At 71.1% G+C, this 17,795-nt stretch carries 17 protein-coding genes; 7 read left to right on the plus strand and 10 right to left on the minus strand.

Translation table 11 applies throughout. The annotated features are described in order from the left end of the window. Window positions 1-119: 119 nt before the first annotated feature. A complete protein-coding gene (locus tag CDO81_RS08050; protein WP_088482665.1) occupies window positions 120-2,108 on the minus strand; it encodes a sigma-54-dependent Fis family transcriptional regulator in 1,989 nt (662 codons plus the stop codon). Between the two features lie 306 nt (window positions 2,109-2,414). Here CDO81_RS08050 and exaC point away from each other — a divergent pair, with 306 nt between their 5' ends. Together exaC and CDO81_RS08060 are read left to right on the plus strand one after the other, a co-directional pair. Next, window positions 2,415-3,938 carry an acetaldehyde dehydrogenase ExaC gene (exaC, locus tag CDO81_RS08055; RefSeq protein WP_088482666.1) on the plus strand — a complete coding sequence of 508 codons (1,524 nt, stop codon included), beginning with the start codon at window positions 2,415-2,417 and terminating at the stop codon, window positions 3,936-3,938. Between the two features lie 80 nt (window positions 3,939-4,018). Next, window positions 4,019-4,411 carry a DUF779 domain-containing protein gene (locus tag CDO81_RS08060; protein ID WP_088482667.1) on the plus strand — a complete coding sequence of 131 codons (393 nt, stop codon included), beginning with the start codon at window positions 4,019-4,021 and terminating at the stop codon, window positions 4,409-4,411. 24 nt (window positions 4,412-4,435) lie between these two features. Here CDO81_RS08060 and CDO81_RS08065 read toward each other — a convergent pair whose 3' ends face one another. From CDO81_RS08065 to CDO81_RS08075, 3 genes are all read right to left on the minus strand, one after another. Continuing rightward, window positions 4,436-5,092 carry a hypothetical protein gene (locus tag CDO81_RS08065; RefSeq protein WP_088482668.1) on the minus strand — a complete coding sequence of 219 codons (657 nt, stop codon included), beginning with the start codon at window positions 5,090-5,092 and terminating at the stop codon, window positions 4,436-4,438. A 131-nt stretch (window positions 5,093-5,223) separates the two neighbouring features. Next, complete coding sequence (locus tag CDO81_RS08070; RefSeq protein WP_088482669.1) at window positions 5,224-7,161, minus strand: PAS domain-containing hybrid sensor histidine kinase/response regulator; 1,938 nt, start codon at window positions 7,159-7,161, stop codon at window positions 5,224-5,226. Further along, window positions 7,136-7,957 (minus strand): alpha/beta fold hydrolase, encoded by an 822-nt coding sequence (locus tag CDO81_RS08075; RefSeq protein WP_158218192.1) that lies wholly within the window; start codon window positions 7,955-7,957, stop codon window positions 7,136-7,138. The genes CDO81_RS08070 and CDO81_RS08075 overlap by 26 nt, the downstream gene beginning before the upstream one ends. On the opposite strand from CDO81_RS08075, the gene CDO81_RS27985 reads away from it, so the two are divergent. Both CDO81_RS27985 and CDO81_RS08080 read left to right on the plus strand, forming a co-directional pair. Next, the gene (locus CDO81_RS27985) at window positions 7,956-8,180 is read left to right on the plus strand and encodes a hypothetical protein (protein WP_158218193.1); all 225 of its coding nucleotides are present in this window, start codon (window positions 7,956-7,958) and stop codon (window positions 8,178-8,180) included. The two genes, CDO81_RS08075 and CDO81_RS27985, sit on opposite strands and share 2 nt — an antisense overlap. 10 nt (window positions 8,181-8,190) lie before the next feature. Continuing rightward, a complete protein-coding gene (locus tag CDO81_RS08080) occupies window positions 8,191-8,670 on the plus strand; it encodes a GNAT family N-acetyltransferase (RefSeq protein WP_088482671.1) in 480 nt (159 codons plus the stop codon). 19 nt (window positions 8,671-8,689) lie between these two features. Here CDO81_RS08080 and CDO81_RS08085 read toward each other — a convergent pair whose 3' ends face one another. The 5 genes from CDO81_RS08085 to murQ form a co-directional block, all read right to left on the minus strand. Beyond that, window positions 8,690-9,943 (minus strand): glycerophosphodiester phosphodiesterase family protein, encoded by a 1,254-nt coding sequence (locus CDO81_RS08085; RefSeq protein WP_088482672.1) that lies wholly within the window; start codon window positions 9,941-9,943, stop codon window positions 8,690-8,692. 86 nt (window positions 9,944-10,029) lie between these two features. Next, the gene (locus tag CDO81_RS08090; protein WP_241516920.1) at window positions 10,030-11,313 is read right to left on the minus strand and encodes a glycoside hydrolase family 10-like protein; all 1,284 of its coding nucleotides are present in this window, start codon (window positions 11,311-11,313) and stop codon (window positions 10,030-10,032) included. Between the two features lie 4 nt (window positions 11,314-11,317). Further along, window positions 11,318-12,463, minus strand: coding sequence for an acyltransferase family protein (locus tag CDO81_RS08095; RefSeq protein WP_088482673.1), 1,146 nt, complete (start codon window positions 12,461-12,463; stop codon window positions 11,318-11,320). After that, a complete protein-coding gene (locus tag CDO81_RS08100; protein ID WP_144397167.1) occupies window positions 12,460-13,785 on the minus strand; it encodes an AmpG family muropeptide MFS transporter in 1,326 nt (441 codons plus the stop codon). Before CDO81_RS08100 ends, CDO81_RS08095 begins: the two co-directional genes overlap by 4 nt. Further along, window positions 13,782-14,663 (minus strand): N-acetylmuramic acid 6-phosphate etherase, encoded by an 882-nt coding sequence (gene murQ, locus CDO81_RS08105; protein WP_088482674.1) that lies wholly within the window; start codon window positions 14,661-14,663, stop codon window positions 13,782-13,784. Before murQ ends, CDO81_RS08100 begins: the two co-directional genes overlap by 4 nt. A gap of 224 nt (window positions 14,664-14,887) precedes the next feature. On the opposite strand from murQ, the gene bufA2 reads away from it, so the two are divergent. From bufA2 to CDO81_RS08120, 3 genes are all read left to right on the plus strand, one after another. Continuing rightward, window positions 14,888-15,142, plus strand: a complete 255-nt coding sequence (gene bufA2, locus CDO81_RS08110; RefSeq protein ID WP_088482675.1) for a BufA2 family periplasmic bufferin-type metallophore — start codon at window positions 14,888-14,890, stop codon at window positions 15,140-15,142. A gap of 126 nt (window positions 15,143-15,268) precedes the next feature. Further along, the gene (gene bufB / locus CDO81_RS08115; protein ID WP_088483031.1) at window positions 15,269-16,090 is read left to right on the plus strand and encodes an MNIO family bufferin maturase; all 822 of its coding nucleotides are present in this window, start codon (window positions 15,269-15,271) and stop codon (window positions 16,088-16,090) included. Further along, window positions 16,087-16,872 (plus strand): HvfC/BufC N-terminal domain-containing protein, encoded by a 786-nt coding sequence (locus CDO81_RS08120; protein ID WP_088482676.1) that lies wholly within the window; start codon window positions 16,087-16,089, stop codon window positions 16,870-16,872. The genes bufB and CDO81_RS08120 overlap by 4 nt, the downstream gene beginning before the upstream one ends. Here the strand turns inward: CDO81_RS08120 and CDO81_RS08125 are convergent. Then, window positions 16,854-17,738 (minus strand): hypothetical protein, encoded by an 885-nt coding sequence (locus tag CDO81_RS08125; protein WP_144397168.1) that lies wholly within the window; start codon window positions 17,736-17,738, stop codon window positions 16,854-16,856. The two genes, CDO81_RS08120 and CDO81_RS08125, sit on opposite strands and share 19 nt — an antisense overlap. Window positions 17,739-17,795: the final 57 nt, after the last annotated feature.

Raw genomic sequence — 17,795 nt, forward strand, 5'->3', positions numbered from 1 at the left:
TAGCGCTTGGGTTGGGTAGGCGAAGCGCTGGTTAATATTCTCGTCGGTCAGTTTTTTGTGCGATCACGTCATGCTCATTCATTCGATATTCCGAATTGGCGTGACGTTTAGTAGACCAGTTAGCCCGCCCTCCTGTACAGCGTATTCCTACTAATCCCCAACCTCCTTGCCGCCTCCGACACATTCCCCCCGGTCGCGGCCAACACCTCGCGAATCCGCGCCGCCGTCAGCGCCCGCAAATCCTCCGGCGCATCGCCGTCCACGGCCGCCACGGCGGCGCTCGCCACGCGGCGCGATGAGCCGTCAGCCGCCCGCACGGCATGGCCCCGATCACCAGCCGTCACCACACCTTCCCCAGGCACGGCTTCCATCGCAGCCCTGACCTCCTCCGGCCATTCCTCCGCCGTCACGACGTCCACCCCTTCGTCCAGCAACGCCACCGCCGTCCTCACCGCATTCGCCAGCTGCCGCACATTCCCCGGCCAGCGCAGCCGCTGGAGCGCAGCCATCACGGCGTCATCCACGCGCAGCGCGCGCTCGGGCGCCTCGGCCTGCAGCAGCTTGGTCACCAGCGCGGGGAGGTCGCTGCGCTCGCGCAGCGGGGGCAGGGTCAGGGTCAGGCCGTTGAGGCGGTAGAACAGGTCTTCGCGGAAGCGGCCGGCCGCCACTTCATCCGCCAGGCGGCGGTGGCTGGCGCAGATGAGGCGGAAGTCCACCGCCACGGCCGCGCCGCCGCCCAGGGGCGTCACTTCTCGCGCTTCCAGCACGCGCAGCAGGCGGGCTTGCATGGCCAGCGGCATGTCGCCGATTTCGTCCAGGAAGAGGGTGCCGCCGTGGGCTTCGCGGATGCGACCCGGGGCGCCCTGGCGGCTGGCGCCGGTGAAGGCGCCGGGGCGGTAGCCGAAGAGTTCGGCTTCGATCAGCGTCTCGGGCAGGGCGGCGCAGTTGACGGCCACAAAGGGCTGGCTGCGGCGGGTGCTGCTGGCGTGCAGGGCGCGGGCGAGCACGTCTTTGCCAGTGCCGGTTTCGCCGTGCAGCAGCAGCGGGATGGCGGGTTTGTCGAGCACGCGGCGGGCGCGTTGCAGCGTGGCGCGGAAGGCGGCGTCGCCGGTGTCCAGCGCCGCCAGCGCGTCCAGCGGGCGCCAGGCGGTGTCGGTGGCGGGCGCGGCCGGCGCCGTGGCGCGCGGGCGGGGGCGCAGGGTGTGGCCGGGCTCCACGCGCAGCCACAGCGGGGGCAGGCCGGCGGGGCGGGGCAGCGGGCGTGGGGCGCCGCCTTGGGCGAGCAGCTGGGGCAGGGTCAGGCCCAGCGCGCGCTCGGCGGTGGCGGCGCCGATGTCGCGGCGGGCCAGGCCCAGCAGTTCCAGCGCGGCGGTGGTGGCGCCCACCAGCCAGCCGTCTTCGCTGAGGGCGAGCAGGCCTTCGGTCACGGTGCCCAGGCCTTCAGCTTGCGCATGCAGGCGCACCACCAGCCCGGCCTGGAAGCGCGCGGTGAAGAGCTGGTGCTCCACCATGCGCGCGCCGCTGCGCACCAGGGCCAGGGTGTGGCGGTGGTAGCCGCGGCGGTCGCCGGAGATGTCGAGCACGCCGAGCAGCTGGCCGCCGGGGTCGGCAATCGGGGCGGCGGCGCAGGTCAAAAAGCCGTTGCGCTCCAGGTAGTGCTCGCCGCCGTGCACGACGGTGGGCTGGGCTTCAGCCAGCGCGGTGCCGATGGCGTTGGTGCCGCGCCATTGCTCGCTCCACAGCGCGCCGGGGCGCAGGGCCACGCGGGCGGCGCGGTCGGCAAAGTGGGCGTCGCCGGTGCTGTGCAGCAGCAGGCCTTGCGCATCGGCCAGCAGCACGAGGCTGTCGCTGCCCTGCACCTGTTCGTTCAGGAAGGCCATCACCGGCTTGGCGTGGGCCACCAGGCTGTGGCGGTGGTCCAGCGCGCGGGCCAGCTGGGCGGCGCTGGCATGCGGCGCGCCTTGCGGGCGGCCCAGCGGCTCCAGGCCGAACTCGCGGCAGCGGGCCCAGCTGGCGCGCAGGGCGTCGGGGATCAGGCCGGTGTCGACCTGGCCTTGCTCCAGCCATTGGCGGCGGGCGGTGCGCAGTGGGGTGGGCGCGGTGGGCATGCGGCATGTCTCCTGGGTGGCCGTGGTCGGCTCTGGCCGGCAGGCTAAGCCTGCGCGGAGATGCGGACGCTAGCCTGACGGCGCCGCTCGTCAAGCGCTCGGCGCGAGGCTGGGCTGATCTGTGTCAACCCGAGGCGTTGTGACACCGGGGTGTGTCATTTCGGAACAGTTCGCCGGCCGCGGCGGCCGGGTTTTGCGCCGGCGTGCGCCCGGGCCGGGCCGAACCCGCGCTGGCACGCCCCTTGCGCTGAAGCGCCCGACCCGCGCCATGTCACGACGCCGGGCATTCATCCAGGAGACACCGCCATGACCGTTTACGCCGCACCCGGCACTGCCGGCGCCCCGCTCGCCTACAAGGCGCGCTATGACAACTTCATCGGGGGTCGGTTCGTGCCGCCCGTGGAGGGGCAGTACTTCGACGTCATCACGCCGATCAACGGCCAGGTCTACACCCAGGCCGCCCGCTCCGGCGCCGCCGACATCGAGCGCGCGCTGGACGCCGCCCACGCGGCCGCCGCCGGCTGGGCCGCGGTGCCGCCGGCCGAGCGCGCGAACGTGCTGCTCAAGATCGCCGACCGGATCGAGCAGAACCTGGCCCTGCTGGCCTACGCCGAGACCGTGGACAACGGCAAGCCCATCCGCGAGACGCTCAATGCCGACATCCCGCTGGCGGTGGACCACTTCCGCTACTTCGCCGGCTGCGTGCGGGCGCAGGAGGGCGCGCTCAGCGAGATCGATCAGCACACCATCGCGTACCACTTCCACGAGCCGCTGGGCGTGGTGGGCCAGATCATTCCGTGGAACTTCCCCATCCTGATGGCGGCGTGGAAGCTCGCGCCCGCGCTGGGCGCCGGCAACTGCGTGGTGCTCAAGCCGGCGGAGAGCACGCCCATCAGCCTGCTCATCCTGGTGGAGCTGATCGCCGACCTGCTGCCGCCGGGCGTGCTCAACGTGGTCAATGGCTTCGGCCGCGAGGCGGGCATGCCGCTGGCCACGAGCAAGCGCATCGCCAAGATCGCCTTCACGGGCAGCACCGCCACCGGCAAGGTCATCGCGCAGGCCGCGGCCACCAACCTCATCCCGGCCACGCTGGAGCTGGGTGGCAAGAGCCCCAACATCTTCTTCGAGGATGTGATGGCGGCGGATGACGCCTTCCTCGACAAGGCCATCGAAGGCCTGGTGCTGTTCGCCTTCAACCAGGGCGAGGTCTGCACCTGCCCGAGCCGTGCGCTCATCCAGGAGAGCATCTACGACCGCTTCATCGAGCGGGCCTTGAAGCGCGTGGCCGCCATCAAGCAGGGCAACCCGCTGGACACCGACACCATGATGGGCGCGCAGGCCTCGGCGATGCAGATGGACAAGATCCAGACCTACCTCGCGCTCGGCAAGGAAGAGGGCGCCAAGGTGCTGATCGGCGGCGACCGCGCGCAACTCGGCGGAGACCTGGCCGGCGGCTACTACATCCAGCCCACGCTCTTCCAGGGCCACAACCAGATGCGCATCTTCCGCGAGGAGATCTTCGGCCCGGTGCTGGCGGTGACCACCTTCAAGACCGAGGCCGAGGCGCTGGCGATTGCCAACGACACGCCCTACGGCCTGGGCGCCGGCGTGTGGAGCCGCGACGGCAGCCGCGCCTACCGCATGGGCCGCGCCATCCAGGCCGGCCGGGTGTGGACGAACTGCTACCACGCCTACCCGGCCCACGCGGCGTTTGGCGGCTACAAGGAATCGGGCATCGGCCGCGAGACCCACAAGGCCATGCTCGACCACTACCAGCAGACCAAGAACCTGCTGGTGAGCTACAGCCCGAACGCACTGGGCTTCTTCTGAACGCGGCGGCCCACCCGGCCGCTGGCGACCCTCAGACCCTCGGGGCGGCTGCGGCCGCCCCTTTCTGCAGGAAGGCGGCGATGACGGAAGCCCTCCCCCGCGTTCGCGCGACCGATGCGGCCCAGGCCTTGGTGGCCGAGTTGCAGCGACAGCACGGCGAGATCCTGTTCTACCAGTCGCACGGCTGCTGCGCCGGCAGCGCGCCGATGTGCTTCACGGCGCAGGAGCTGCACCTGAACGAGAACGACCGCCGACTGGGCGAGGTGGCGGGCGTGCCCGTCTACGCGAGCCAGTCACAGTGCGACTACCTCGCAGGCCTGGCCATGACGCTGGACGTGGCGCCCGGCAACAGCGGCAGCTTCGGCCTGGAAGACGGCTCCGGCCAGCACTTTGTGGCGCACCTGCGGCTGTGGACCGACGACGAACTGCCCCGCCTGGCGCCGATCACGCCCGCCCTCGGCGCGGCGAGCTGAGCCGCCCGGCCGCAGCTCGCCGGCTCAACGGCGGCGCCGTGCCAGCGGCAGGGCACCCAGCGTCAGGGCCACCAGCGGCAGCGTGCCCGGCAGGGGCACGGTGTTGCCGTTGCCTTCGCCGCGCAGGGCCACGCGCAGGTTGTCCAGCGTGGTCTCTTCGTTGCCGCCGCTGGCCTCATGGGCCTCGTTCCAGCGGAAGCTGGTGATGGCGAAATCGGCCACCACGCCGATGAAGATGTTGGCACCCGTGGCATTGCCGGCGATCTCCAGCAGCTCGGTGCTGCCGTCGCTGAAGGTGAACACCAGCTGGCCGGTGTCGACCGCGGTGCTGCCGTTGCCGGGGATGGACTCGAAGCTCCCAATGTCCAGCGCCACGGCGCGGTAGGGCAGGGTGTACTGGCCCTCGTAGTAAACGTTGCCGCCGCCGCGCCCGCCCAGGGCGAAAGCTTCCAGGTCCGGGCCGAAGACCTCCAGCCGCTGGGTGTTGGCCGTCAAGGTCATGCCGGGCAACAGGGTCTCGCCGAACAGGCTGGTGCCCGTGGCATAGCCGGAGAAGTCCTGCGTCTGGACGGCGCCGGTCACGGCGGCCTGCCAGTCGGCGAGGTTGGTGAACACGCTGACCGTTGCTGCCTGGGCGGCGGCGGCGGTCAGCAGGGCGAGGGCGGTGAGGGTGCGGCGCATGCGAGTCTCCTGGCCGTGAGCGGCGCCACGATTGGGCGCCGGCCTGCGCGGTGCGCGCACCCTACGCCTTGGGGAGGACCCCGCAGCCGTGCGGCCGGCGCCCTGCCGATGCGGGACGGTGGCTGCCCGGTTCAGGGGGCGGCGGCGGTGCCGCGGCTTGACAACAGCATGGCCAGTCTCGCTGGCAGGGCGTCGATGTCCAGCGGCTTGGTCCAGTAGTCGTCGAAGCCGGCGGCCAGGGCGCGTGCGATCTCCTCCGGCATGGCATCGGCCGACACCGCGACCGCGGGCACCTGGCTCAGGCGCGGGTCGCGCTTGAGCCGGCGCAGCAGCTCGCGGCCGTCCATGTCGGGCAGGCTCATGTCGAGCAGCAGCAGGTCAGGCGGCTGTTGCTCGGCCAGTGTGCAGGCGGCCTGGCCGGTGGTGGCCACGGTCAGCACCACGTGTGGGAGGCGGTCCAGCACGGCCTGCATCAGCAACGCGTTGACCGGGTCGTCTTCGGCATACAGGAGCTGCCAGGTGCGGCCTTCGGGTGGGCGGGCCAAGGCGGCGGGCAAGGGCGCCACCGCCGCGCCGTCCTCAGGCGCGGGCAAGGGCGTGGCGGCGGGCAGCTCCACGGTGAAGCAGCAGCCGTCGCCCGGCTGCGACTGCAGCTGCAGCGTGCCGCCCATGCACTCCACCAGATGCCGCGTGATGACCAGGCCCAGGCCCGTGCCCTGCACGCGGCTGCGCTCGGCCCCCAGGCGGTTGAAGGGCTGGAAGAGCTGTTGCTGCTGCGCGGGCGTCAGGCCGGGGCCGTTGTCGCGCACCCGCAGCTGCACGCGCGCGGGCCGGGGGCCTTCGCCCACGGCAGCCACTTCCACCGCCACCCAGCCGCCGTCGCGCGTGTACTTGATGGCGTTGGAGACTAGGTTGTTCAGCACCTGCTGCAGGCGGGCCTCATCGGCCAGTGCACCCAGGCCGGCCGTGGCCGAGACGGTCAAGGTCAGCCCGCGGGCCAGGCGCGCCGGCTCCAGCGACTGGCAGACCTGCTCCACCAGCGGCGCCAGGGGCACCGGCGCGAGCTGCAGATGCAGCCGGCCGGACTCGATGCGTGAGATGTCGAGCACCTCGTCCACCAGCTGCAGCAGCTGCTCGCCGGCCGCATGGATGATGCCCACGCGCTGCTGCGCCTGGGCGCCTTGCAGCGTGGCGTCGGAGCCCAGCAGCTGCGAGAAGCCGATGATGGCGTTCAGCGGCGTGCGCAGCTCGTGGCTCATGCGGGCGAGGAATTCGCTCTTGCTGCGGTTGGCCCGCTCGGCCGCGTCGCGCTCGCGTTCGGCCTCGTCCACGGCCACCTGCTCGGTCACGTCGACGATGGTGCCGTACCAGACCATGCGCCCGTCGGGCTCGGCATAGGGCTGGGCGCGCACCCGGTGGCAGCGCCACGGGCCCTGGCCCGCGCGGGCGCGGAACTGCCCGACCCACAGGCTGAGCGTCTGCGCCGAGTCTTCGCGGCGGGCGAGCAGCGCGGCGCGGTCGTCGTCGTGCACGCAGGCCAGCCAGGGCGCATCGCTGAAGGCCACGGCCTCGGCCGTCAGGCCGTAGAGCGACACGAGACCGGCGCTCGCGTAGTTGAGCCAGCTGCGCCCGTCGACATCGCGCACGCATTCGAACAGCACGATGGGCGCGGCATCCGCCGAGCGTTGCACGCGGGCGAGTTCGGTCTCCACCCGCAGCCGCTCGCGCATGGGCGACAGCACCAGCTCGGCCAGTGGCCCGCCCGCTTCGCCCGGCCGCTCCACCAGGCTGGCCGAGCACAGCACATGCACCTTGCCCGACGGCGCCCGCAGCGACAGGCTCAGCTCCTGCACCTGGCCGTGCAGCCGCAGCGTGGGCAGCAGGTGGGTGTGATACAGCACGCGGCCCGGGCGGCTCAGCAGCTCGTCGACCGGCTGGCCGATGAGCGCCGCCGCCGGGCGTCCCAGCCAGCCGGCGAGGCAGTCGTTCAGCGCATGGATGCGGCCGTCGAAGCTGACCTGCAGCACGCCGACCGGCAGCCGCTCAAGCGCTGGTGCGAGCCCGGGCATCGAGCACCTCCTGCACGAGCTCCACGGTGAGCGCCGGATGGCTGACGTGCGGGCAGTGCCCCGAGATGTCGATCTCGCGCAGCCGGCTGCCGGCCATGTGGCGGTGCAGCCATTGGCCGACTTCGGGAGGCGCAATGCCGTCCCGCATGCATTGCACGATGGTGGTGGGCACGCGGGTGCGGCTCATCAGCTCGCGGGCATCGGCCAGGAAGGCCAGCCGCGCGAAGTGCCGGGCGATGCGCGGCTCCAGCGCACACAGCGCGGCCTCGAACTGCTGCACCAGGTCCTGCGGGTTGCTCTCGCCGATGGCGATCGGGGCCAGGAAGCGAGCCCAGCCGAACTGGTTGGACTCCATCAGGTGGAACATCTCGTCGAGGTCTTCCCGCTCGAAGCCGCCGATGTAGTCGGGCGGGTCGTTCACGAAGCGCGGCGACGGGGCCAGCAGCAGCACATGCTCGAAGGCGTCGGGGCGCTGCTCGGCAGCATGCAGTGCGATGACGCCCCCCACGGAGTGCGCCACGCAGATGGCCGGCGCCATGCCGGCTTCGTCGATGACCTCCAGCAGGTCCGCGGCATAGCCCTTCAAGCTGGCGTGGCGCTGCAGGTCCCAGGCGGGCACCGCGCGGCCGCAGCCGGCATGGTCGTAGACGAGGGTGCGGCAATGCGGCTCGAAGGCCGGCTCGACGAAGCGCCAGATGTCGCGGTCGCAGCCGAAGCCGTGGACAAACACCAGGCGGGTGCCGCCAGTGCCCCGCAGCACGGCGTGGTGGCGTTGAAGTGCAGGCCCCTTGTCCATGTCCACCCTCCTTGATGTGCCGCCGGCCGCAACGGTCGTGGCCGTCTTTGCAGCCATCGTTGCCGAGGTCGCCCTGGGGCGTCAAGGTCCGACGCGCCCCGGCGGCGGCGGTGCGCAGGGGCTGCTGGAAAACGTTGCAAAAGTCACGCATCGCGAGGTGACTCGCGGGTTTGGCGCGATGCGGGGCGGGGTGACGAACGTTCTCGGCAGCATGCGCTGCTAACGTTCTTGCCATGCTGAGTTTTCGTCCCCTGACCCCTGCCGACCAGGATGCCCTGTGGCACTGGCTGCACATCGCCCTCTGGGACCCGCCGCCGGCGGGCCTGCGCCCCATCGAAGTCCTGCAGCACCCCGGGGTGCGCATCTATGCGGAGGACTGGGGCCGCCCGGGCGACATTGGCCTGGTGGCCGTGCGCGATGGTGAGGATGCCGGCGCCTGCTGGATGCGGGTGCTGCCCGAGGGGGTGGGGCTGGCGTCGGTGGATGCCGACACGCCGCAGCTCGGCATCGGGCTGCGGCCCGCCTTCCAGCGCCAGGGCATCGGCCGGCCGCTGATGCAGGCCGCCTTGCGCGCGGCATGGTCACAGGGCCACAGCCAGGTGGCGCTGACGGTCCACCCCGAGAACCCCGCGCGCCGGCTGTATGCCGAGTGCGGCTTCGTGGACGTGGAGGTGCGCAACGGCTACCACCTGATGGTGGCCCAGCGGCCCTGAGCCGCGCGCGGCATGGCCGTCAGCGCTGGCCGGTGCAGTTGGCGTAGAAGCTGACCGTGGCCGGCCAGTCGGAGAACACGCCGATCACGCCGATGTCCTGCGCCAGCACGTCCAGCATGCGGAACATGTCGCCCTCGCGTTTGATGGCGGCGTCGTAGGTCTGGTAGTAGGACCCGTTGTTGCCGTCGGCCAGGATGCCGCTGCGCTCCAGCGACCAGGTGATGATGTCCAGCCCCGCCGCGCGGGCGTTGCGCGCGTAGGCCGAGGGCAGCAGGTTGCCGCTGCTGTCGGCCTGCAGCAGCACCCACAGCGGCGGCGCCACGATGCGGATGCCCTGGGCGCGGTAGCTGCGCAGCTGCTCCAGCGTGGGCACGTCGGCCGGCGTGTTGGCGTCGTCCAGGTAGACGGCCTGGCGGCCGAACGCGGGTTCGTTCTTGACCCAGTACAGGATGTCGTTGATGTCGAAGCTCTGCGCCCACACATCGCGCGCCGGCACGCCCGCGGCCTTGTGTTCGTCGATCATCTTCTGCGCATACGCGGCCTGGCTGAAGCCGTTGAAGGGCATGGCCACGCTGGGCGACTTGAGCTCCGGCGTCATCTTCACGCCGAGCTGCTTGAACAGGGCGATCGCTTCCTTCAGCGACAGCAGCGTGCCACTGGTGGGGCCGGCGTAGAGGTCGGTGCGCCAGTTGGGCGTGCCGGCCATGTACTCGGCCACCGTGCGGCCGCGCGGATTGAAGGCGTCCATCTTGCCGCGCAGGCTCTTGAACTCGGCCAGCGTCAGCTCGCTGGTGCGGCATTCGGCAGCAGCCGGCGTGACGACATTGCCCGCGGCGTCCAGCACGGCCGGCGTGAACGGCTTGATGCAGGTGGCCGCCAGCGGCGTGGCCAGGATGTTGGTGGTGGTGTGCAGGTCGTTCTGCGCGTGGCGGCAGACGAGTTCCTTGTCTTTGGTGAAGGTCACGTCGCACTCGACGATGCCCGCACCCATGCGCGCGGCGGCCTCGTAGCTCTCCTTGGTGTGCTCGGGGAACTGCAGCGCCGCCCCCCGGTGGCCGATGGAGAACAGCGTCGGGCGGTAGGTGTCGCGGGTGGCGGCGCAATGCTGCAGGCGCTTCTTGAGCGGGCTGTCCAGCATGTCGTTCACCAGGAAGAACGGGCGCGGGCCGAGCTGCACCGGCACGCCTTCACTGCGGTCGTGTGCCAGCGCGGGCAGGGTCGCGCCGGCCAGGGTCAGGGCCAGCGTGGCCAGGCGCAGGAGGGAGCGGTTCATGCGGTGTCTCCGTGGAATGAAGCACCGCACGCTAGGCAGCCGGCATGAAGCCGGCATGACAGCGCGCCGCGAAGTTAGGGGTGGCGTCAGGCGCCCGGCGCGTAGGCCTTGGTGCGCAGCGCATCGGCAATGCCCTTGCGGTTCTGCGCCAGCGCGGCCATGCTGAAGTGGATGTGGCCGCTGCCCGGCGACTGGCGCCGGATGATGTCGATCTGCGCCAGCACTTCGTCGGGCTGCCAGCTTTGCGGCGTGTCGTTGATGCGGCTCGTGAACAGGCCCGGGTGGATGGGCCGGCCCAGCGGGTTGAGCGCGCGCCAGGCTTGCAGCAGCGGCTCGAAAGCCTGTGCCGTCTGCGCGCGCGGCCAGTAGAGCTGGGGCGCGAGGTAGTCCAGCCAGCCTTCGCGCAGCCAGAGCTCGACGTCGGCGTAGAGCTTGTCGTACTGGCTGAAGCCGCTGATGCCCGGCGGGCGCGCGCCCGGCTTGGGCAGGCCGAAGGGGCTCACGCCCACCCGCGTGCCTGGGCGCACCTCATGGGCCAGCGCATAGAGGCGCTGCACCAGGCGGTTGACGTTGTAGCGCCGCCAGTCGGCCCGGCCGAGGCTGCCACCGCCGGCCAGGTAGCGCTGCCAGCTGGGGTCGTCGGGGAAGTCCACCTCCTGCTTGGTGGCGGGGTCCTGCACCGGGTAGGGGTAGAAGTAGTCGTCGATGTGGATGCCGTCCACCGCATAGCGGCTCAGGCAGTCGCGCACCACCGCGAGCGTGTGCTCGGCGGCGGCGGGCTCGCCGGGGTCCATCCAGAGCTGGTCGCCATAGCGCTTGACCCACTCCGGGTGGGTGCGGCTCACATGGCTGTCGGCCACGGCCGACTTGGCCGTGCTGTGGCGCGAGCGGTAGGGGTTGAACCAGGCGTGCAGCTCCAGCCCGCGCGCCTTGGCCTCGGTGATCCACACCGCCAGCGGGTCGTAGCCCGGGTGCTGGCCCTGGGTGCCGGTGAGGTATTCGCTCCAGGGCTCCAGCTTCGATTCGTAGAGCGCGTCGGTGGACGTGCGCACCTGCAGGATGAGCGCGTTCAGGCCCGTGGCCACCGCGGTGTCGCACAGGCTGCGGATCTCGGCCTGCTGCACTGCCGCGGGCAGGCCGGGCTTGCTGGGCCAGTCGATGTTGGCCACGGTGGCCACCCAGGCGGCACGCCATTCGCGCGGCGGTGGGGCGAGCAGCGGGCCGGAGGCGGCGGGGGCCGGGCTGGTGACCGCGCCGAGAGCGGCTTCGCCGGGCGAGACCGGCGCGTTGGCCGGCGCGGGCGAGGGCGGTGTGGCGCAGGCGGCGAGCAGCGGGGCCGAGGCGAGGCTGAGGAGGTGTCGGCGTTTCACGGGGTCAGACTTTCACGAACCACTGCTTGCGGTACATCACCCAGGCCACGGCATACATCACCGCGACGAAGGCCAGCGCATGCAGCAGCGAGGCGTTGACGGGCGCGAGGCCCGAATCGCGCAGCGGCGCGTAGAGCGTGGCGCCGAGGCTGCGGCCGTCGGTCAGCTTGACCGTGTAGAGCAATTTGGCCACCAGCCCCGACAGCGCGAACAGGAAGAGGGCGTTCATGCCGAACACCACCAGCGGATGCAGCCAGCGGGCCCAGCGTGCGCGGGACAGCGGCTGGGGCTGCGCGTCCAGCAGCCAGTAGAAGACCGCGAACACGACACAGGCCCAGCCCGCCATCGTGAACACGAAAGAGGGCGTCCACAGCGACTTGTTGATCGGCATCAGCCAGGCGTCCAGCACCTGGCCCAGCCAGAGCGAGGCCAGGCCGGCCAGGACCCAGGTCATGGTCTTCTCGGCGGGCTGGCGGCGGGAGGCCAGTACATAGCCGGCCAGCACGCCCAGCAATTGCGACGACACCGCGGGCAGGGTCGAGAGCAGGCCTTCGGGGTCCCAGGTCTTGGCCTGGCGCCACAGGTGCCCGTCCATCAGCTGGCGGTCGAGCCAGGCGCCCACGTCCTTGCCGGGCTCCAGCAGGCCGGTGTGCACGACGCCGTCGGCATCGGGCACGGGCACGGTGAGCTGCAGCACCGCGTAGACGGCCATCAGCGCCAGCGCCCACAGCGCCACGCCGCGTGGCCGGCACCAGATGACGATGGGCGCCGCCAGCAGGGTGCACAGCCCCAGGCGCTGCAGCACGCCCGGGATGCGCACCGAGCTGAAGTCGAAGCTCGGAATGAGGTTGAGCAACAGCCCGATGCCGATGATGAGCGCCGCCCGGCGCGCGGTGGTCAGCATCAGGGCGGTCTTGTCGGCGCCAGCCTGCGCGCGGCGGGCCAGGCTGATGGTCATGGCCATGCCGCTGATGAACACGAAGAAGGGGAAGACCCAGTCGGTGAAGGTCCAGCCGTGCCACTTGGCATGCAGCAGCGGCGCGTAGACATGGCCCCAGTCGCCGGGGTTGTTCACCAGCAGCATGGCCGCGATGGCGAAGCCGCGGAAGGCATCGAGGCTGAGCAGGCGCTGGCCCGTTCGCGCGTTCATGCGTCCTCCTTGCGGCCGAAGTTTTCGGGAACCTTGATCAGCGCCGCCATCGCAAAGCTCGGCACGGTCGCCACCAGCACCCACACGAAGAAGCTCACGTAGCCGAGGTGGTCCTGCAGCCAGCCGCTCCACATGCCGGGGATCATCATGCCCAGCGCCATGAAGCCGGTGCAGATCGCGTAGTGGGCAGTCTTCTGCGGGCCTTCGGCCACATGGATCATGTACATCAGATAGGCCGTGAACCCGAGGCCATAACCGAACTGCTCCACGGCGAGCGCGGCGCTGATGACGGCCAGGTTCGTCGGGTGCGTGAGCGCCAGCACCAGGAAGGCCACGTTGGGTACGTGCATGGCCAGCACCAGCGGCCAGAGCGCGCGCTTCAGGCCCACGCGGGAGATCACCCAGCCGCCGGCCAGGCCGCCCAGAGTGAGCGCGGTCAGGCCCACGGTGCCATAGGCGATGCCGACTGCCTTGGTGGACAGGCCCAGGCCGCCTTGCTCGACCGGGTCGAGCAGGAAGGGGCTGGCCAGCTTGAGCAGCTGCGCCTCCGGGAAGCGATAGAGCAGCAGGAAGCCGAGGATGACCGCGATGCCGGGCTTCTTGAAGAAGCTCACGAACACCGCGAAGAACTCGCGCGCCAGGCCGCGGGCGGCACGGTGGCCCGGGCCGCGCACATCGGCTGCGGGGCGCGGCAGCACCAGCGCATGCCACGCCGCCAGCGCCACGAACAGCCCGCCAAGCAGCCAGAACACCCAGCTCCAGGCCTGCGCGGCACTGCCGGTGCGCTCGGTCAACTCGCCGGCGAGGTAGACGAGCCCGCCCTGGCCGCCGATGTTGGCCAGGCGATAGAAGGTGGAGCGCACGCCCACGAAGGCGGCCTGCTGGTGCTGGGGCAGGGCCAGCATGTAGTAGCCGTCGGCGGCGATGTCGTGCGAGGCCGAGGCGAAGGCCATCAGCCAGAACACCGCGAGCGACAGCTGGAACACGTGATCGGTCGGGATCGTCAGCGCCACGCCCGCGAGCGCCGCGCCCACGAAGAACTGCAGCACCGCCACCCATTGCCGCTTGGTGCCGAACAGCTCGGCCAGCGGCGACCACAGCGGCTTGATGACCCAGGGCAGGTAGAGCCAGCTGGTGTAGAGCGCGATGTCGGTGTTGGAGATGCCGAGGTTCTTGTACAGCACCACCGACAGCGTCATGACGACGACGTAGGGGATGCCCTGGGCGAAGTAGAGCGTGGGGATCCACGCCCACGGGGAGGTTTGCCCCTCGACCGCCGGGTACGGCGGTCGATCCCCCGGCGCTGCGGCCTTGTCGGTCATGCGCTCAGGGCCCGGCTCACGCTGCCGTCGGCCGCGTCCAGCAGCGCCCGCGCCTGGGCGGCGTCCACGCCCCGCTTGAGCATGACCAGCGCGGTCTTCACGTGGTGGTCGCATTGCGCGAGTGCGGCTTGCGCGTCGGCTTCGCTGGCGCCGCTGGCGCGCACGGTCAGCGCCAGGGCGCGCTTCACGAGCTTGGCGTTGGTGGCCTTGAGGTCGACCATCAGGTTGCCGTAGACCTTGTTCAGTTTGACCATCAGCGCCGACGAGAAGGTGTTCAGCGCGATCTTCTGCGAGGTGCCGGCCTTCAGCCGCGTGCTGCCGGAGATGACCTCGGGGCCGGTGTCCAGCGTGATGCCGATCTCGGCCTGGGCGGTGACCGGGGCGCCGGGGTTGTTGGCAAAGCCAATCGTCAGCGCGCCGGCCGCCCGGGCCGCCTCGATGGCGCCCAGCACATAGGGTGTGCCGCCCGACGCGGCCAGCAGCAGCGCCACGTCGTTCGGGCCGGGGTTCAGCGCGGCGAGGTCGGCGGCGCCCTGGGCGCGGTCATCCTCGGCGCCTTCGACCGCGACGAACATCGCGCCCTCGCCGCCGGCAATGACCGCCACGGCCCGCTCGCGCGGCCACGAGAAGGTGGGGTGCAGCTCCACGCTGTCGAGCACGCCCAGGCGGCCGGAGGTGCCGGCGCCGGCATACAGCAGCCGGCCGCCCGCGCGGATGCGGGGCAGCGCGGCGTCCACCGCCGCCGCGAGTTGGGGCAGGGCCGCCTTCACGGCGGCGACGGCGGCGGTCTGGTCGTCGATGAATGCATCCAACAGGGCCGGCGTGGCGTAGGTGTCCAGGTCGGGGTGACGGGTGCTCGGGGTCTCGGTGTTCAGCATGGGGAAAAGGCAGCGGCAGGCTGCCGGACTCTAGCGGCTGCCACCGGGGCCTGACGAATGCCGGCCGCCATTGCAGTCATAACGTCAGCTCATCAGAATCTGACCGCGGGCTGTAAGGAAGCGGCCAGTCATGCCGACGCAAGCAGGCAAGTCGATGCGGAGGGCTGCTCTGCTCGACCTGTGGTGACCCGATCTCAACCACTTCCTTTTTTCTGGAGAGCTTCATGAACGCATCCCTCAAGACCGGCCTGGGCATTGCCGCCGCCGCTGCCGCCCTGTTCGCCACCGCCGTGCCCACCACGGCCCTTGCCGCTGACGGCATGGTCAAGTGCTCCGGCATCAATGGCTGCAAGGGCACCTCCGAGTGCAAGACCGCCAAGAGCGAGTGCAAGGGCCACAACGGCTGCAAGGGCCAGGGCTGGGTCAGCAAGAAGTCGGCCGAAGAGTGCACGAAGGCTGGTGGCAAGGTAGAGAAGTAAGACCCCCCCTACCGGCTGACGCCGGCCCCCCGAGGGGGCACTGCCAATGGCCCGGCAAAGCCGGATCCATGGCAGTCGCTGGATGGCGCGGGAGCCTGTGGCCCCGCGTCTGCTTCTTTGTACGCCATGACCCACATCCAAGGCTTTGGCCTGGGGTTGCGCGTGGAGCATTACGCGGCCTTCGAGGCGGGCGTGGATGCTGCGGTGCGGCCTGACTGGCTGGAGATCATTTCCGAGAACTACCTGGTGCCGGGCGGGCCGCCGCTGGTGCATCTGGAGCGCATCCGGGCGGACTATCCGCTGGTGATGCATGGCGTGTCGCTGAACATCGCCGGGCCGGTGCCGCTGGATGAGGGCTATCTGCGCGAGCTGCGGGCGCTGGCTGACCGGCTGGAGCCCGGCTGGGTGTCCGACCACCTGTGCTGGAGCGCCGATGCGCACAGCCAGTTGCATGACCTGCTGCCGGTGCCGCTCACGCGCGCGGCGCTCGACCATGTCGGCAGCCGCATCGCCCAGGCGCAAGACGCGCTGGGCCGGCCGCTGGTGCTGGAGAACGTGTCGAGCTATGTGCGCTTCGCGGCCGATGAGATGACCGAGTGGGACTTCATCACCCAGCTGCTGAAGGCCACCGGCGCGCAGCTGCTGCTGGACGTGAACAACGTCTATGTGTCCAGCCGCAACCATGGCTTCGACCCGCTGGACTATCTCGCCGGCCTGCCGGTCGAGCCGGTGCGGCAGATCCACCTCGCCGGGCATGAAGACCGCGGCGACATCGTCATCGACACCCACGACCACCCCGTGCGCGATGAAGTCTGGGCGCTCTACGAGCAGGCCGTGCGCCGCTTCGGCCGTGTGCCGACCATGATCGAGCGCGACGACCACATCCCGCCGCTGGAGAGCCTGCTGGCTGAACTCGCCGTGGCACGCCGCCTGGCCGCCGCCGCATGACACCCGCCGCGCTGCAATCCCGCCTGGCCGCCGCCATCCGTGACGGTGCGGATGCCGACGGCCTGCTGGCGGGCGATTTCGCGCTCGGCCTCGAGGTCTACCGCCATGCCTACCGGGCCCGGCTGGCAGCGGCCCTGGCCGACAACTTCACCGTGCTGGCGCGCGCGCTGGGGGACGAAGCCTTCGAGGCCCTGGCTCAGGCCTACCTCACCGCCCGGCCCAGCCAGCAGCCGTCCATCCGCTGGTTCGGCGACGGGCTGGCCGACTTCATGGCCGGCGCGGGCGCTGACCACGTGCCCCATCCGAGCCTGGTGGACGTTGCCCGCATGGACTGGGCACTTCGCGGCGCCTTCGATGCGGCCGAGGCGCTGCCGCTGCAGGCGGCTGCCCTCGCTGCCCTCGCCCCGGACGACTGGGCCGGCCTCGTGCTGCACCTGCATCCCAGCGTGCAGCGGGTGGCCTTGGCGCATGCGGTCGAGCCCGCGTGGCGTGCGCTGCGCGAATGGGACCCCGAGTCCGGTGACGCGCAGCCCGAGCTGGACGAGCCCCTGCCGCACCGCCATGTGCTGCTCGCCTGGCGCCAGGGTCACGAGACCCGCTGGCGCTCGCTGGCCCCGCTGGAGGCCGGGCTGCTGGCCGCTGTGGCGGCAGGGGCGCCGTTCGCGGCCCTGTGCGAGCAGGCCGCGGCTGAGCTGGGGGATGCCGGCGCCGCCGCGCAGGCGGTCATCGGCCTGCTGCAGGGCTGGCTGGCCGAGGGCCTGCTTCAGGGGCGGGCGTCGTAGCTGAGCAGGTGAGAGGCGCTTCGCTCGCCCCGCAGCACGCCGTGCCGGTTCATCGTGGCAGGCGTGCTGCCCAGGGCGGTCGAGGTCCAGACGATCGTCAGGTCACAGCGAGCGACGGCGGACGTGCGCGGGTCGTCGTTGTTCTGGCTGCGGCTGGCAGCGTTCAGCGCGTCATCCACGGTGGCCGGCTCCAGCCGGTAGCCACCTCCCACGACGCCATCGGCACGCACGCCCAGGGCGGTGCCCGTGGTGGTGAAGCGGCTGCCATCGGCGCGGGTGCAGCTGCCCACGGCCGTCGCACTGGCCGTGCCCACGGTCGCCAGGCTCAGGCGGACCGGCAGCGCCAATCCGCCACGCGTCATCAGGGGCGTGCCCATGGGTTGCAGCACCGTGAAGGCCGGCGGCATCGTCACCTGGCTCACATGCCGCACGCCGGCGCGCGTGAAGACCACCTGCACCACCGGCAGAGCGGAGGCCGCCGGCAGCTGGGCGGTGTAGTCGTAGCGCTTGCCGTCCGGGTTGTCCATCGTCACCTCCGGACTGCCGTCGATGCTGGCGCTCAGCCGCTCGTTGGGCGCCATCAGCACCGTGGTCAGCAGGTTGGCTGACTTGCCCAGGTTGCCGCGCACCTGCACGGCGCTGTCGCCGGCCGCCTGGCTGGCGGTGAAGCGGGGGCTGATCTCATCGAGGTTCAGCGTGCTGGACTCGGTGCAATTGCGCACACCGCAGACGACGCCGTCACCGACCGCCTGTCCGATGTCGTTGCCGACGTCACTGCCGACGCCGCCGCAGCCGGCCAGCGCCCCCAGAAGGGCCAGTGGCATCAGTCCAAGCGCCGTCACGCGGCAGCTGGGGGAAGAAGTCATGTCATTCACCTCGGTATTCGACGCCGCGCATACTAGCCACTCGCCGGCCGCGCCGGC

Origin of the sequence: Roseateles puraquae, from assembly GCF_002205845.1 — a bacterium.
Classification (GTDB): Bacteria; Pseudomonadota; Gammaproteobacteria; order Burkholderiales; family Burkholderiaceae_C; genus Pelomonas; species Pelomonas puraquae.